This window comes from Labilibaculum euxinicum (assembly GCF_963678175.1).
Classification (GTDB): Bacteria; Bacteroidota; Bacteroidia; order Bacteroidales; family Marinifilaceae; genus Labilibaculum; species Labilibaculum euxinus.
Genome location: NZ_OY782756.1, coordinates 3573984 through 3589930, shown reverse-complemented (window position 1 = coordinate 3589930; position 15947 = coordinate 3573984). Strand labels below are relative to the sequence as shown.

Below are 15947 nucleotides of genomic sequence, written 5' to 3'. Positions count from 1 at the left end.
AAACATATGCGAATTTTATTAGTCGAAGACGAAACCTCCATTTCCAATTTCCTTAAAGATGGGCTGGAAGAGGAGGGTTTTGCTGTTGATGTGGCCGATAATGGAAAAACAGGTCTGCAGTTAGCTCTGGATAATCTGGAAGAATATGATACCATAATTCTTGATTGGATGCTGCCAGGTATGAGCGGAATAGAAATATGCCGGAATATTCGTAAAGAGAGTCATGTGGTACCGGTTATTTTCCTTACTGCGCGTGATACCACCGACGATGCTGTTTTTGGGCTTGAAGCCGGGGCCAATGATTACATTCGGAAACCTTTTGCCTTTGACGAATTACTAGCGCGGATTCGGGTACTGATGCGCGGAAAAAGCGGAGAAAATTCGGTCTTTCGATACAAGGAGATCATTCTCGATGTAGATTCGCACCGTGTAAGTAAAGCCGATGAAAATGTGGAACTGACTCAAAAGGAATTTGCCCTGCTTGAGTTTTTACTGCGCAACAAGGGGAAAGTAAGTCGGCGCACCCGCATCATCGAGAAAGTGTGGGATATACATTTCGATTATGATACCTCGGTAATTGATGTGTACATCAATGCACTCCGCAAAAAACTCGATGATAAAAACAGCGAATCGTTTATTGAAACCATTCGGGGAGTTGGATACCGGATAAATGAAGAAGCATGAACCTGCATTTTAAAAACCGCATAGCCCTTTTTAATACCGTTGCTGCAGCTATTACCATGTTGGTGGTATTCGCTGCGGTGTATGCCGTGGTTTACATCACTACGTACCGGCACCTCGATAGCAATATCCTGGAAGAAAGGGCGGAATTGTTTTCGCAGATAAGCACTGTTGGTGATTCTCTGGTGTTTAGTCTGAATGCCGAGTGGGAAGAGATGGAACACAATAGAGCAGAAGTGGATCCCATTTTTTTACAGATGGTGGATGACCGGGGAACTGTGATCTTTCATTCGCGGAATTTAGAGAACGATAAGTTGCAGTTTGCCGATTCCCTGACTGAGGAGCTGTTTTTTAATGTAGAGTTTAACGGGAAAAAGATCCGGCAGGGACAATTTCCCATCAAAACTGAAGGTGGTAAAATAATCGGACAACTCGATATTGGAATTTCCCAGGTCGATTCCATATTAATTCTTACCAATCTGCGGAATACCTTTTTTGCTGCGTTTCCGCTGATGTTATTGTTTTTTTACGGGGTAACATCGCTGGTGGCATCTCGAAGTATAGCTCCTGTTAAGCAGTTGATTGCTTACGCTGAAAAAATGAATTACAACAATATTGATCCACGTTTACCTTTGCCGGTTCATCACGACGAAATTTACCATCTTACGACCACTATTAATGCCCTGTTGGAACGAATTGAAACCGGACGCAGCCGTGAGAAACAGATTACAGCAGATATTTCGCACGAACTGCGCACGCCGCTTACCAGTATTAAAGGAACTCTGGAAGTACTTATCCGCAAAACCCGGGAACCGCAGCAATACGAGGAAAAAGTGAGGCAGGTAATTCACGAAGTTGATTCGATAAATCATATTATTAATCAGTTGCTTTATTTAGCCCGGTTGGATTCGGGAAATCTTTCAATTGTTAAAAAGCCTGTTAATCTGTATGATATGCTGCTTGCCGTTAAAAACAGATGGCGCCTGCAGATGAACAGCAAGCAGATGATTCTGAAATTGGATATTCCGGAGGATACAGTGGTTCAAGCCGATTTTGGATTGCTTGAAATGATTATGGAGAATCTGGTTAGCAATGCTGTTAAATACGGATACAAACAGGGGCAGTTGGTTTGTAACTGGCAGGCCGATACCGGAATTTTATCGATTAGCGACAACGGACCTGGCATTCCGCAGGAACATTTGCCTCATATTTTTAATCGTTTTTATCGGGTAGACGTTCCCGGAAGTACTTTGGTGCAAAGTACCGGATTGGGATTGTACATTGTTAAAATGCTTGCCGGTATTCAGGGAATACAAATACAGGCAGACAGTCAGATAAACCGGGGAACTCAATTTCATCTCCATTTTAATGGATAATTTTTAAGCTGATTTTAAGAAAGGCTAAAGGAAGCTTTAATGGTATGCGTGCCATATTTGCATTGTATATTATTAATTAAAACAAAAAAGAGAATAAAAATGAAAAAGCTTTTATCCTTATCAGCATTAGCCGTAGTGATCGGCATCCTCAGTTCATGTAACACAGGAAACAAAAAAGAGGCAAAATTACAAAACCCCGTAGTTGCCGAAAGTAAAGAAAAGCAGATAGCACCTAACGAAGCCAAGGCAAAAACAATGGCAGATCTGCAGGATGCATTTAAAGGGGAAACCACGGCATCAGCCAAATATGCAGCTTATTCTAAAAAAGCGGAGCAGGAGGGAAATCATAACATCGCTTTGCTGTTTGCAGCTGCATCGAAGGCCGAAAAGGTACATGCCAATAATCATAAATCTGTTATCGTGGAATTAGGAGGAGCAGTTCCAAACATCACACCTGAATTTACGGTAAAAACAACCGGCGAGAATCTGCAGGATGCCATTGAGGGGGAATCGTATGAGGTGACTACCATGTATCCTGATTTTTTGCAGGATGCGGCCAACTCGAAAACCCAATTGGCACAAATAAGTTTTAATTACGCCTTCGAGGTAGAGAAAAAACATCAGACAATGTACAGGAATGCTTTGCTCGCACTTAATAACAACACCGTGAACGAATTGCCCAATGTTTACTATATATGTCCTACCTGCGGAAACACCTACGACCAAACACCTTCTGAACGTTGCGGTATTTCAATGACCGGTTCCGAAAAATTCATAAAAATAAACAGTTTATAATTTTATACAGCAACACAGAAACAAGGTCCGGCAGAATGCATCAATGTATTCTGCCGGACCTAATTGTATTTCTATACCAAATTAACATCAAAACATGCCTTGTAAAATGTTTCTTTTCAGCTATATCTTCGTTAAAAAAGATGCATCGTAACATGGCTGTGCTTTACTTTTTTGCCTCGATGCAGCTAAAAATTAATTCATTTCCCATGATCCAAATTCAACAACTCCCTGAAAAAATTTAAGAATTCAGATTTGTTTGTAAAATGGGATCATATCTACAATAAAAAAAATCCTGACGAGCATTTACGCCGTCAGGATTTTACTATTCCGCTTGGGGAAAATCCCCGGTTTTTCATTGTACAATCAACAAAATCAACGAATTGATCACAGCTGGCTGTTTGCTGGTTTTCTTGTTCTTTGTTCCTTTCTCCTTTTTACTTGAAACTTGTTCACTCTATTTAATCTCCTTAACATTCTCCTTAAGCGATTCCGAAATCAGCTTTTTCAAACGTAAAGTTTGCTCCTCCAGTGCACCTTGTTTTTTAGGATCGTACAAGTGTTTGTACTTGCACTCCACAAGGTCGTATTTCAGGTTATCCATTGTTCCGGTTACATTCAGTCCCAATCGAACAGGTAGTGGAGTATCTGTTACCGATATGTGATAGTTAAAGCTGTTATCCATATTATGACGTCCCGAAATAACAGCTTTGTACTTGTCCATTACAATAAGGAAAGGATACAAATCAATTTCGTCTTTAAACAGAGTCATTTCAACACTAAGGCTGTCTATCACATTTGCTGTTTTTTTCTTAAACAGTAGTTTTTTGGCAATCATGTCGAAAGTTTCGGTATCCATAAGGGTTAGTTCCTGTCCCTGGAAAGCCGCCGCACCACGAATTGTAGATTGTTTCAAAGAATAATCGCTCTTAAGATAGGTTTCTCCGGCCAAATGAAATTCACCTTTCCCTTTGAATGATTTCAGCATAGGAATCATTGTGTCAACAGAAGGAATCAGAGCAATTAATTCAGCAATATCAATATCTAAAAGGTGAAAGTCGATGCCGCTAAAGAGGTGGTTTTTTCTGTCGGAACGGTACATGGCCGTTAACTGCATGTTGGCAGCCCGGCTGGTGAATCCCATCTGATCGAGAATAAGAGTACCATCTTTTACAGTAAGTCCTCCTTTAATGTTTTCGATTACATTATTATTTACTAAAGTTTTCGCAATTGTTGTGTTCAATCTAATTTCGACACCTTTTGGCACCATAAACGGATCGTCTTCGGGCGCAGTATCTTTATTGACGGTAAGAGTTGAATCCTGACTGCCCATGCCGTTAAAAATGTCCATCAGCTGATATACATCGGTATTTTTAGAAACCAAATTAAAGTTTCCTTTCAGCAATGCCTGATCGTTTAAATAGTTGGAGATGTCGGTAAGCTGGCCCGTAAGGCTAAAGTCGGAATTGCCCAAAGTTAAAGCCGCTTTTTGAATCTCCATCGTGTCTTGATTAAGTGTAAACGAGATGTTGGGAATTTTACCCCTTAGCTGTTCACTCAAATCATAAACTGCATCGGAGAAACTGATTGCCATTTCGGGCTGCCATTTAAGAATGATATTATTCTGCGAGTCGTCGTATTTCAAATTCGTTTTTGCATATAGGTTTTTAGCATCAAACAAAATAGAGTCTTTGCCGGCTACTGCAATTTCATCACTGTTAATTGTTGAATTGATAAGAGCAATCTCTTGTTTTCCGTTACGGCCTGGAACGTATTCGAATCGTCCGTTTGCATTGTTTGCGCTAACCGATAAAGTATCCGACACAGCAGTAAGACTGCCCAATTTAAAAATACACGACGTTATGGGTGCCGGGGCTCCTTTTGCCGGATGATTGATATCGACAGAAAGCTCAAGATTCTCAGTCACCGCGCTCATGGCAGGAGATAGGTGCATTGTAAAGTTTTGTGCATCCATTTTGATGTTTGCAAACAGAAGGTTTTTATCTGCTCTGGCTTGGCTCGGTAAAGTAAGCTTAATTTTTGCCGAAGGGAGATTTACCTTTGTAGTGTCGTTATAAACGGCATCAAAATCCCGGGTGTTGAGATCGCCTGTTAAATAGATACGGTGATATGCCTCCTGATCCAAATCAGACTGAGAAAACCGGGTATGCAGATTTCCATTTACCCAACCCCGAACAATGATATTCTGATCTTTAGGTACAAACGACTGAAAATCGGCCAGGTTAACATCACCCTTCGTATAGATGTCGTAGCGCGGCGTTTCCAATATGTCCGATATATTTCCTGCAACAGAAACGCTGCTGTTTCGTATTTTGGCAGAACTGCTGTTTACAGTAATATCCGAAGTCTGGTTTTTATTTACATCTACCTTCGCCGACATCGATAATTTGATATCCTTCACTTTTGGATAGCCTGTATAGTTAATTTCGCCCTTATTGTACTCTATGTTTGTGTTTACAAGAGGGTAACTTGTGTCAGAATACAGGCCAGTTACCGATCCGGATAATTGTGCATAACCCTTGGCAATCAGATCTTTTAGCGGAGCCGAATAGGCTTTGGGAACAAGAGCCATAATTTTTTCGACATCCAATTCGTTGGTCGAGTAGTTTATGTTGGTGGCTATCGAATTATCGGACTGTATTTTTACAATCCCGCTGCATACTACTTCCTGCTCATTGTTCACAATCAGTTTTGCCTCTTTTAAATCAAAACTGTTTTCGGCGATGTTTACAGCACATGGCAGATGTGTGTCCAATTTCATATTTGTTAAAATTGTATCGCCAGCCATAGCAAGAGACAATTCCTTACAAACAAGCTTTGCATCGGAATTGAATCGGTTTTTGTCCGCAGCCTTCAAAGTCATTTTCAGATCGCAGTTTTTGGCATCTATACGAAGAGCCATCGAGTCGGATGTTGTAAACAGCAATCGGCTGACTTGCAGATCCAAATCAAAAGACTGTTTTCCCTTGGTATATACAAACCCGAGCGCAGCATTTCCGTTGATAACAGCAGCCTTTCTAAATGTCGTCTCATCTGCATAATTGGCATTAAAATTTGTAAATTTTACATTGCTGATGTCGATGTCACCCAATGATGAGTCCTCAGAATCAGCTTCTGCAGCATCGGAACTGCTTTTAAAAATATCGAAATTAGACTGCCCGGATGAGTCTGTTTTGAAATTCAAATACCCATTTTCAACCAAAAACGGGTTAAGCTTTATATCGCCGTGGAATAAATACGACTTAACATTTAGCGAGGCAAAGCATTTTTTAGCATACAACAGGGTATCTGTTTTCACAGAATTGTTATTTCCGGTTAAACAGAGATTTGTCAGCTCTATGCCAAAAAACGGATAGGTACTAAAAAAAGTGGGTTCAACTTTTTCGATGACCGTATTGCAGGCTAAATAATTTTTTGCCTGTTTATTAACTATTGGTGTTAATTTTTCTGGCGTAAGAACATACCACAAGGCTATTGTTGCAGTTATTATTCCTACAAAAACCAGTACCAGTAAAGCTATTCCTACTTTTTTTACTATCCGCATTTTACTATTGTTTGCTAAATGATTTTGTTTTTCCGTAAGCGTCTTCGTACTCTAATGATGATGCCGTTAAATTCGTAATGGTGTACACTTTTGGAACGTTACCGCCATTTTCGATAATGTGGATCTGCTCCAGCTGATCTTTTGTTATTGTCCAGGTAAATTTCTGAGTTTCTGATTCCTTAACATCATCGGCAGTATCCCAGGTAGCACCTGATTTGTCAGAGTCGTATCTTTCGAACAAAGTCCCGCTTTTCCATTTGCCGATAATTAATGACTCATCAAAACTGGGGTGAGTTTCTTCTTCAGAACAAGAGGTTGAGAAAAGTGCTGCTGCAGCAATGCATAAAAAAAATAATGTGATCCGTTTCATATGTTTATAATTTGTTTTTTAGTTGTTATATGGCTTGTCCTGAATTTTTCAGGAGAACTTACCATGATCAATAATCATGCCCTTGTGTGTAACACTTTTTACAGGGGCGTTACACCTGTTCATTACTTAAAATAAACTTCAAAAATAATACTTTATTGTTGCAAAATGCACGAAACAGTATTAGGTTATTATGAAATATTATTTTTCATAGTTACAGTATTTGTTTTCGAACTGCTAAAGCATGAAATATAAATGATTGAAGAAATGAAAAAGATGCTTAGCAAAGCATCTGTTGCAGTTTGGCTTAAGCCAACTGACAGCAAGAAATTAGTAAATAGGCTTTAGCCACATAAAATACAATGGGAGTAATAGGCAAAATAAGGTTTGGACCAATCTGCCAATTGCTTAGCTAACCAATACAAATTCCATGTGCTGAATTATAAGAAATAAAATGATGCTAAAGCAAAAGATGAGAAACTTTTAAATTCAGTTGGCTAAAGCCGAACTGCAATGGATAAAAAAATACAAAGCATTTACTGATGTAAGGAGCAAGGCTGAGCATTTATTGCAATTGTTTTCAAACAACAGATAACCAGGAATTAAAATGATTGAAGAAAATAAAATGATACTTAGCAAAACATCTATTGCAGTTTGGCTTAAGCCAACTGATAACAGGCAACTAATAAATAGGCTTTAGCCACATAAAATACTATAAGAGTAATAGGCAAACTAAGGTTTGGATTACTCTGCCAATTGCTTAGCTAACCAATACAAATTCCATGTGCTGAATGGTAAGAAATAAAATGATGCTAAAGCAAAAGATTGGCATATTTTGAATTCAGTTGGCTAAAGCCAAACTGCAATGGATAAAAAAAATACAAAGCACTTACTGATGAAAGGAGCAAAGGCGAGCATTTATTGCAATTATTTTTGAGCAAGGGATAATAAGAAATTAAAATGATTGAAGAAGTAAAATGATATTAAGCAAAACATCTATTGCAGTTTGGCTTTAGCCAACTGACAGCAAGAAATTAGTAAATAGGCTTTAGCCACATAAAATACAATAGGAGTAATAGGCAAACTAAGCTTTGGACTAATCTGCCAATTGCTTAGTTTACCAATACAAATTCCATGTGCTGAATTATAAGAAATAAAATGATGCTAAAGCAAAAGATTGGAACATTTTGAATTCAGTTGGCTAAAGCCAAACTGCAATGGATAAAAAAACACAATGCATTTCCTGATGTAAGGAGCAAAGCTGAGCATCTATTGCTTTTGTTTTTAAACAACAGATAACAAGAAATTAAAATGATTGCAGGAGTAAAATGATACTAAGCAAAACATCTATTGCGGTTTGGCTTTAGCCAACTGATAGCATTAAAATTAGAAAACAGGCTTTAGCCGCATAAAATATAATAGGAGTAATATGCAAACTAAGGTTTAGACTACTCTGCCAATTGCTTAGCTGAACAATACAAATTCCTTCCGGTTTTTTAAAAAACAACAATATTTTTATATTCTTAATTTATAATGGCATGTAAAATAACTATAATAATTTTTTGTTGTGGATTTATTGTTTTGTAGATTTAGGAGCTAAAAACCTAAAAAGTGCAAATTGCCACCCTATATGGGTAAATAAATACACCTTAAAAAAAACAAAAGGATAAAACACTTTTACGTTGGCATTCATTAAAAAAAGAAAATAATTAAATAATGAGAATAATACATTTTTCAGACTTACATTATGGTAAGCATAACGACAGGGTTGAAAGAATGCTCCCTGTTTTAACAAAAGAGCTAGAAGCAATTAATGATGAAAAAAAGATTGATTTAATTGTTTTGTCTGGAGATTTAGTTTGGACAGGAGAAAATGAAAAGAATTTTGAAATTGTAAAAAAATAGTTTATCGAACCTCTTCTTACTAAATTAAATATTTCACAAGACAACTTTATACTCACACAAGGAAATCATGATAATTCAAAAGATGATAAGGAATTGCCTCTTGTAAAAGAACATATTGATAGATTTGAAAAGAATGTTGATGTTGATAATTTTGTCAGTAAGGATGATGAGCAATTTAAATTAAGTTTCGTTAAATCTGAAAACTACTATAAATTTATATCATCATTTTACAAGAATGATGATATAAACAAACTTTACCAAGTCTTTAAAAGAGATATTGATAATAAAAAAATAGGAATAGTTTCATTTAATTCAAGTTGGCGTGCATTTATTGGAGAACATTCGAATAAATTGTTAATCCCACAAAGTATTGCAAACAAAGCAGTAAAAGAAATTAAAGATTGTGACATCAAAATTGCTGTCATGCACCATCCAATAGAAGATTTAAAAAATTTTAATCAATTTGAAATAGAAGATATTATTCATGAACAATTTCACATTTTAACATCAGGACATTTTCATAAACATAAACCAAGTATCTTGTTTAGTACAAATACAGGAATACTAAAACTTTCATCAATGGCATTAATGTCTAATAAAGATGGTAGTGAAAATGGTTTAACATTATTAGATTTTGATTTAAATACTTTTGATGTAAAAATAAGAAAACATAGATATATAAATTCGGATAATACTTTTTCTATAACACAAAACTACACTTCTCACATACCGATGAATAAGGAAAAAGAAAGAGAAGTGAAAGTATATAAACAAACGAAACAATTGTTTGAAAAAACTCTTATTGACGCAAACTCACTTGTTGTTTTTAATAAAAAAGAGAGAGCAGAAAAGAATTTTTTGGATTACTATAATGATCCGATTATTAAAGACAATTCTTACTTTGAAAATATTGAGAAAACTGATATTGCAAGTAACAATATTTCATTAAAAGTTCTTATATCTGACAATCATATCATTTTCGGAAAGGACAAAACAGGAAAGACTTCCTTATTAAGAAAAATCCAGTTAGAACTACTAAATAATTATTTTATTTATAAGGCAATTCCAGTTTATATTGAGTTCAAAAATTCATACACAATCCATAATTTTGATATTATAGATTATATACGCCAAAATTATTTTTTAAACAAAACCGATGCCGATGCCTTATTAGATAGCGAAAAGTTTCATTTTTTAATTGATAATTATAACCCAGACAGTATACAACAAACAGAATTTCTTACTTCCTTACTTAAACAGGTGGGAAATAATATTACAACAATTACATCTTTTGAAACACAGGAAAGTTTAGCTTATAGTCAATCATTTAAATTAAATGGTTCATTATTTAGTAAAGCATTTATCCACCCTTTAAACCGGTCAAGTATTAGAACACAAACTGAAAAAGTGTTAGATGAATATGATAACGACGAAAAAGATAAAATAGTAACTAAGGTGTTATCTATATTCTCACAATTGAATATACCGTATAATTACTGGTCATTATCTCTTTTTCTGTGGATTTACAAAAAAGACCAAGGCATCAATATCAATGATAATATAGAAATGATAATTCTATATGTCGACAAGTTATTAGGTAGAGAAGAAATAGCTTCATTAGGTCAAGATGATTATGATTTGTTTAAAAAGTTTTTTGCTAATCTTGCTCATAAATTATTGAAAAATCATAGTGATACAAATTATTCAATATCTTATGGGGAACTAACAGAATTTATAGAAAAATTCAAGAAAAACAATATTAGGTTTGTAACAGACACAAGAGATTTACTGGATTACTTATTAGAAAAAGGCATATTAAGGAAGAATACTTATACTGAAAGATACACATTTCGATTAAATGGTGTAATGGAATATTTTACTGCTGTTTATATGCAAGCAAATAAATCATTTGTTGATGATTTATTAGAACCAGATAATGATATGGTTTATTTGGAATTTGCAAATGAGCTCGAAATCTTGTCAGGTTTGGCAAGAGGTGACAAAAAATTCTTAGGTAAAATATATAATAAGACACAAGATGCCTTAAACACCACTAATATAAAATATAGAGATAACTATGATGAGTTATTGTCATCTAAGATGGGAAATGCAAAAGAATTAGCACAGTTGTTTTGTGATATTGATGTAAAAGGGCAGATGCCCAAAAGTCTTGAAGAACAAGATGAGATGATGGATAACCTAAAACCAATCCAAACATTTCAGGATGAAGTGAAAATTAAAAAACCACAAAAAAAGGAGATAGATTATACTCATTCTCAGCTGGAAAGGCATCTTTTTATTCTTTCAAGAGTTTTTAGAAGTATGTCTTCTGTAGATGATGAAAAATTAATGATTGATACTTTTGAATTTATTATTAATTCTTATATAAACTTAGGATTTGAATTAATAAATGAGTTTGAATTTCAAAAAGAAAAATCTGAGCAAGAAATTGAAAAAGCAATATTAAACTTATTTACAAGTTTCATTCCTCTTGTTACTCAATCAATGATGTCAGATGCAATTCTTCACGTTAATCTGAAAAGGTTAATAAACAAAAAGATTGAGGAATTTGAAAAAGATAAAACTAATAATGAATTCAAATTATTGCTTCTTTATTTTATGCTTTTAGATATTGATTTAAAGAAGAATAAGAATATTATTCAAAAGATCATAGAAAACATTAGTGTTATTGCTTTAAAAAATACAGCATTACTGAAATTATATTTATATCTGAATTTTAAATCATACGGTAATAAGGGTTTAGAAGAATTACTAAAAGAAAAAATTGTTGAACTTCAGAAGGAATTATATCCTAATACTGACGAAAATAAATTAAGAAATAAAATAGATAAGAAATTATTAATAACGAAACGCCAACAATAAATATAGGTCATTTGGAGGATAGTGCTAAATTTGAACATGTTAACGTTTAATAAAACATATAGCAGTTTGATAGATAGGTACTTTAAAATGCCCCACGTTTCATACCGCCAACCGTTCATAATTAAAGACCCAACCAGGTCTTTTTTTATGCTCATTATTCCGCTAAAAGCGGGGCATTTCGGGATAATTCCGATTATGCATAATCATTCTAGATTTGCTTTTGAATTGGGAACAAGGGAATTTCCTGAGAACGGTTTTTCCAATGAAAAAACAAAGTGGTTCCTGAGCTTCACCAAGTGATCAAATGAAATTACAAAGTGGTTCCTGAGCTTCACCAAGCAGTAAAATGATTTCACCAAGTTGTCCCTGAGCTTCACCAAGCAGTAAAATGATTTCACCAAGTTGTCCCTGAGCTTCACCAAGCAGTAAAATGACTTTACTAAGTCGTTCCTGAACTTCACCAAGCGGTAAAATGACTTCACCAAGTTGTCCCTGAGCTTCACCAAGTGATCAAATGAAATTACAGAGTAGTTCTTGAGCTTCACTGAGTGATCAAATGAAATTGCAAAGTGGTTCTTGAGCTTCGCCAAGTGATCAAATGAAATTGCAAAGTGATTCTTGAGCTTCACTGAGTCATCAAATGACTTTACTAAGTCGTCCGTGAACTTACCAAATCATCAAATGACTGAACAAAGCTTCCAAATAAATATAATTAGATTGAAGCATAACAAATGTAAGTATGGCCAGTGCCCGTTTGTCGTACTTTTTAAATGAAAAAGAGGAGATCAGCGAAGAAAAATAAGCTTAAAAAAATATGATGATGAAGGAGAAATGCTTTTTGTTCCGTTTTGCTGACTTCCTATCCATTCCACTTCCAAAACTTTTATCGGTTTTTTGCGCTGACCAGATTTGGCAATTCTTTTGATAATCAATGCTTGTTTTGTAAATCGGGCAGATATACATTTCTGTCTATCGATTTTGCATTCAATTTTTATCTGTCCGTAAAGTTTTTATCTTTAAAATTCAATTGAGTATTTTAATCGGTTTTTAGCCAAACTGAGTTTGCTTTCCATTTGAAAAATTAGATTTTCATCCCTCAATAAAAATGATTTCGTAGGCTGCGAAATTTATTTCTGTAACAAAAAATCAAATTATGCACATTATCGACATTTTAATATTTGTAATCTATATGCTTGGCATGCTTGGTGTTGGCCTCTATTTTATGAAACGCAATAAATCGCAGGAAGACTATTACGTAGGAGGTCGGGAAATGACTTCTTTTCACATAGGCTTATCGGTTGTTGCTACAGATGTTGGTGGTGGATTTTCGATAGGATTAGGTGGTTTGGGCTTTTTAATTGGTCTTTCGGGTAGTTGGATGCTGTTTACAGGCATAATCGGAGCATGGATTAGTGCTGTTTTTCTGATTCCAATTATCTATCCTCTGGCACGGAAACATAATTTTTTGAGTTTCCCCGAAATCTTAAATCACTTCTACGATCGTAAAGTGGCCATTATAGCAGGCATAATCTCTCTGATTGGTTATATCGGATTTACCAGTTCGCAGGTATTGGCAGGAGCGAAATTAGCAGCAGCAACTTTTCCTTCCATCACCATTGTCGATGCCGTATTGCTAATGGGAATTGTGGTGATCGGTTATACCGTACTGGGTGGGCTGAAGGCGGTTATTTTCACCGATACAATTCAATGGATCATACTCATGTTTGGACTGATTGTAGTTGGAATTCCTTTGGGTTTTGTAAAAGTAGGAGGGTGGGAAGCTCTTCGGATTTATTTGCCGGTTAACTTTCAAAGTCTCACCAATGTTGGTTTTGTTCAATTTATTAACTGGCTGATTACAATTGTTCCCATTTGGTTTGTTGGCATGACTCTGTATCAAAGAATCTATGCTTCGAAAGATGAGAAAACAGCAAAAAAAGCTTGGTTCATAGCTGGCTTGTTCGAATGGCCTGTAATGGCATTTATGGGAATTACTCTGGGATTATTAGGCCGGGTTGCCTTCGAACAAGGCATGTTTACCGAATTTGGATATGCTCCGGGAAGTGTTATCGATCCGGAAATTGGCTTGCCTTTACTCTTAACGCACATTTTCCCCGTTGGTTTGATGGGACTGCTTATGTCGTCTTATTTTTCGGCAATCATGTCAACCGCCGATTCTTGTTTAATGGCGGCATCAGGCAATTTCACAACCGATATCTTAAGGCTTTCAAAGCAAAACACCAAAAGTATACGCTATTCGCAATTAGCAACATTAGTGATTGGGATACTGGCAATTTTTCTGGCTACCAAAATGCAAAATGTACTCGATTTAATGTTATACTCTTATGCCTTTATGGTTTCAGGATTGTTTGTTCCTGTTTTGGGTTTTCTATTTTTGAAAAAGCCATCGGCAAAGGCTGCAATGTATGCTATGCTTTTGGGAGGAGGAACTACTTTGGCCCTTATTTTAACAGAAGTCACATTGCCTTTTGGTTTGGATGCCAACTTCTTTGGGATTACATTATCGGCAATTGTTTTTATCATTATCCAATCGTTGCACAGGCGATCTGAGATTTAAAACATTCTTAAACTTGGTGCAGTTTATAGCACTTATACCCATTTAATTTCAAAATCATGCTTAAAATAACAGCTTATTATGCTCTTACTATATCCAAGCCATTCTTGTCAGGGTATGACTTGATTCTATAAGCACTATCTCATAAGATCAATTTTGATGTTGATTTGGTAGTAAATGTTCAAAAAATGAAAAACAAAGTGGTTCCTGAGCTTTATCCTCCTAAAAACGGTTGAAAAACAAAATTACCGATTCCGCAAAAAACAGCTAAATTTATGCTGTTGCACACACAAGAAAGAGAATGATGATAGAATCAAATCCAAATTTGAATAAAACGATTCTGCTGGCTGTTACCATGGCATCCAATTTCTTGAATCCACTAATGGGAGCTGCTGTTAATGTGGCTTTACCCCGAATTGGGGAAGAATTATCGATGTCGGCCGTGGGTTTAAGTTGGGTGAGTATGTCCTTTTTGCTGGCCTCGTCGGTATTTTTAGTCCCTTTTGGTAAAATAAGCGACAATTGGGGACGTGTAAAAATGTTTCTGTACAGCAATATATTATTTGGTTTAGCCACTTTATTCTGCGCCTTTTCTTTTTCATCCGAAACATTACTAATGGGGCGTTTGTTGCAGGGGATAGGTGCCGCAGGTATCTTTGCCTCGAACATGGCCATTGTAATATCTGCTTTCGAACCTCACGAAAGAGGTAAAATGATTGGATTAAATGTGATGGCCGTTTACGTAGGCTTATCCATTGCTCCGGTTTTGGGTGGCATTCTAACAGAATCATTGGGCTGGCGTTCCTTGTTTTTTATTAATGCAGGAGCAGTCCTGTTAATTATACTGGCTATACTCACAAAAATTAAGGCTGAATGGGCAGTTCCAGACAAGGCGAAATTCGACATTAAGGGGACTTTGATATATATGTTTTCCGTTTCGGGATTGATGTATGGGTTTTCGCATCTACCAAAAACGGAAGCAATCGTGTTCACTTTATTGGGAATTACAGGCTTGCTTATTTTTGTCAGATACGAGTTAAAACACCCAAACCCGGTTTTCGAAATGCAGCTGTTCTTTAAAAACAAGTTGTTTGCCTTCTCCAATTTATCCGCTTTTATTAACTATGCAGCCACCTTTGCCATCACATTCGTTTTTAGTTTGTATTTGCAGTACGTGAAAGGTTTATCGCCAAAAGAGGCAGGTTTTATTTTAATTGCACAACCAGTAGTGATGGCTGTAGTTGCATCCTTCTCGGGGAAATTGTCGGACACAAAAGACCCGCGGATTTTGGCATCTTTAGGAATGGGAATAAGTGCAGCAGGGCTGTTGCTGCTCACTTTTATCAGCAAGCAAACGCCCTATGCCTATATTGTTTTTGCCTTACTGATTTTAGGATTTGGTTTTGGGATGTTTTCATCACCCAATACAAATTCAGTTATGAGTTCGGTAGAAAAACGTTTTTTAGGACTGGCATCGGCGACAGTTGCTACCATGCGAACCACAGGAATGATGTTTAGTATGGCTGTTGCGGCTCTTTCGGTACATGTTTTTTTGGGAGATGCTAAAATTCATGCCGGCAATCTCGATTCATTCATACTAAGCATGAGAGTGATTGTAATCAGCTTTACAGTTTTGTGTGTAATCGGAATTTTTACATCGCTGATAGGAAGGCGAAAAACTACGGGCAATTAAGTTCTGGCGGATGAGTACAGAAATATTCTGTTGGTTATTTGCCACATCTTTACAGTGTTGAAGACTTGTAAGCGTTTTGGCATTTTTGTTTTATCCCGATTATCTTTTTG

9 protein-coding genes are annotated in these 15947 nt (G+C 36.0%); 7 read left to right on the top strand and 2 right to left on the bottom strand.

Features of this window, described 5'->3' with window-relative positions:
• Nucleotides 1-6 precede the first annotated feature (6 nt).
• From ACY0M5_RS14370 to ACY0M5_RS14360, 3 genes are all read left to right on the top strand, one after another.
• Entirely contained in the window at nt 7-684 is a 678-nt protein-coding gene (locus ACY0M5_RS14370) for a response regulator transcription factor (protein WP_124994458.1), read from the top strand.
• Nucleotides 681-2057 (top strand): sensor histidine kinase, encoded by a 1377-nt coding sequence (locus tag ACY0M5_RS14365; protein WP_461629615.1) that lies wholly within the window; start codon nt 681-683, stop codon nt 2055-2057. Before ACY0M5_RS14370 ends, ACY0M5_RS14365 begins: the two co-directional genes overlap by 4 nt.
• 99 nt (nt 2058-2156) lie before the next feature.
• Complete coding sequence (locus ACY0M5_RS14360; protein WP_461629614.1) at nt 2157-2852, top strand: rubrerythrin family protein; 696 nt, start codon at nt 2157-2159, stop codon at nt 2850-2852.
• Between the two features lie 454 nt (nt 2853-3306).
• Here ACY0M5_RS14360 and ACY0M5_RS14355 read toward each other — a convergent pair whose 3' ends face one another.
• Both ACY0M5_RS14355 and ACY0M5_RS14350 read right to left on the bottom strand, forming a co-directional pair.
• Entirely contained in the window at nt 3307-6414 is a 3108-nt protein-coding gene (locus tag ACY0M5_RS14355) for a hypothetical protein (protein WP_461629613.1), read from the bottom strand.
• 4 nt (nt 6415-6418) lie between these two features.
• Nucleotides 6419-6784: a hypothetical protein gene (locus ACY0M5_RS14350; protein ID WP_461629612.1), complete on the bottom strand. Its 366-nt coding sequence runs from the start codon at nt 6782-6784 to the stop codon at nt 6419-6421.
• A 1713-nt stretch (nt 6785-8497) separates the two neighbouring features.
• Here ACY0M5_RS14350 and ACY0M5_RS14345 point away from each other — a divergent pair.
• The 4 genes from ACY0M5_RS14345 (at nt 8498) to ACY0M5_RS14330 (ending at nt 15837) form a co-directional block, all read left to right on the top strand.
• A complete protein-coding gene (locus tag ACY0M5_RS14345) occupies nt 8498-8686 on the top strand; it encodes a metallophosphoesterase (RefSeq protein ID WP_461629611.1) in 189 nt (62 codons plus the stop codon).
• 93 nt (nt 8687-8779) lie between these two features.
• Nucleotides 8780-11569: an NACHT domain-containing protein gene (locus ACY0M5_RS14340; RefSeq protein WP_461629610.1), complete on the top strand. Its 2790-nt coding sequence runs from the start codon at nt 8780-8782 to the stop codon at nt 11567-11569.
• Between the two features lie 1153 nt (nt 11570-12722).
• Entirely contained in the window at nt 12723-14147 is a 1425-nt protein-coding gene (locus ACY0M5_RS14335; protein ID WP_461629609.1) for a sodium:solute symporter family protein, read from the top strand.
• A 298-nt stretch (nt 14148-14445) separates the two neighbouring features.
• Nucleotides 14446-15837, top strand: coding sequence for an MFS transporter (locus ACY0M5_RS14330; RefSeq protein WP_461629608.1), 1392 nt, complete (start codon nt 14446-14448; stop codon nt 15835-15837).
• Nucleotides 15838-15947 lie beyond the last annotated feature (110 nt).

Coding starts and splice junctions, on each gene's coding strand:
- ACY0M5_RS14370 (WP_124994458.1), top strand. CDS start 7: ATGCGAATTTTATTAGTCGAAGACGAAACCTCCATTTCCAATTTCCTT.
- ACY0M5_RS14365 (WP_461629615.1), top strand. CDS start 681: ATGAACCTGCATTTTAAAAACCGCATAGCCCTTTTTAATACCGTTGCT.
- ACY0M5_RS14360 (WP_461629614.1), top strand. CDS start 2,157: ATGAAAAAGCTTTTATCCTTATCAGCATTAGCCGTAGTGATCGGCATC.
- ACY0M5_RS14355 (WP_461629613.1), bottom strand. CDS start 6,414: ATGCGGATAGTAAAAAAAGTAGGAATAGCTTTACTGGTACTGGTTTTT.
- ACY0M5_RS14350 (WP_461629612.1), bottom strand. CDS start 6,784: ATGAAACGGATCACATTATTTTTTTTATGCATTGCTGCAGCAGCACTT.
- ACY0M5_RS14345 (WP_461629611.1), top strand. CDS start 8,498: ATGAGAATAATACATTTTTCAGACTTACATTATGGTAAGCATAACGAC.
- ACY0M5_RS14335 (WP_461629609.1), top strand. CDS start 12,723: ATGCACATTATCGACATTTTAATATTTGTAATCTATATGCTTGGCATG.
- ACY0M5_RS14330 (WP_461629608.1), top strand. CDS start 14,446: ATGATGATAGAATCAAATCCAAATTTGAATAAAACGATTCTGCTGGCT.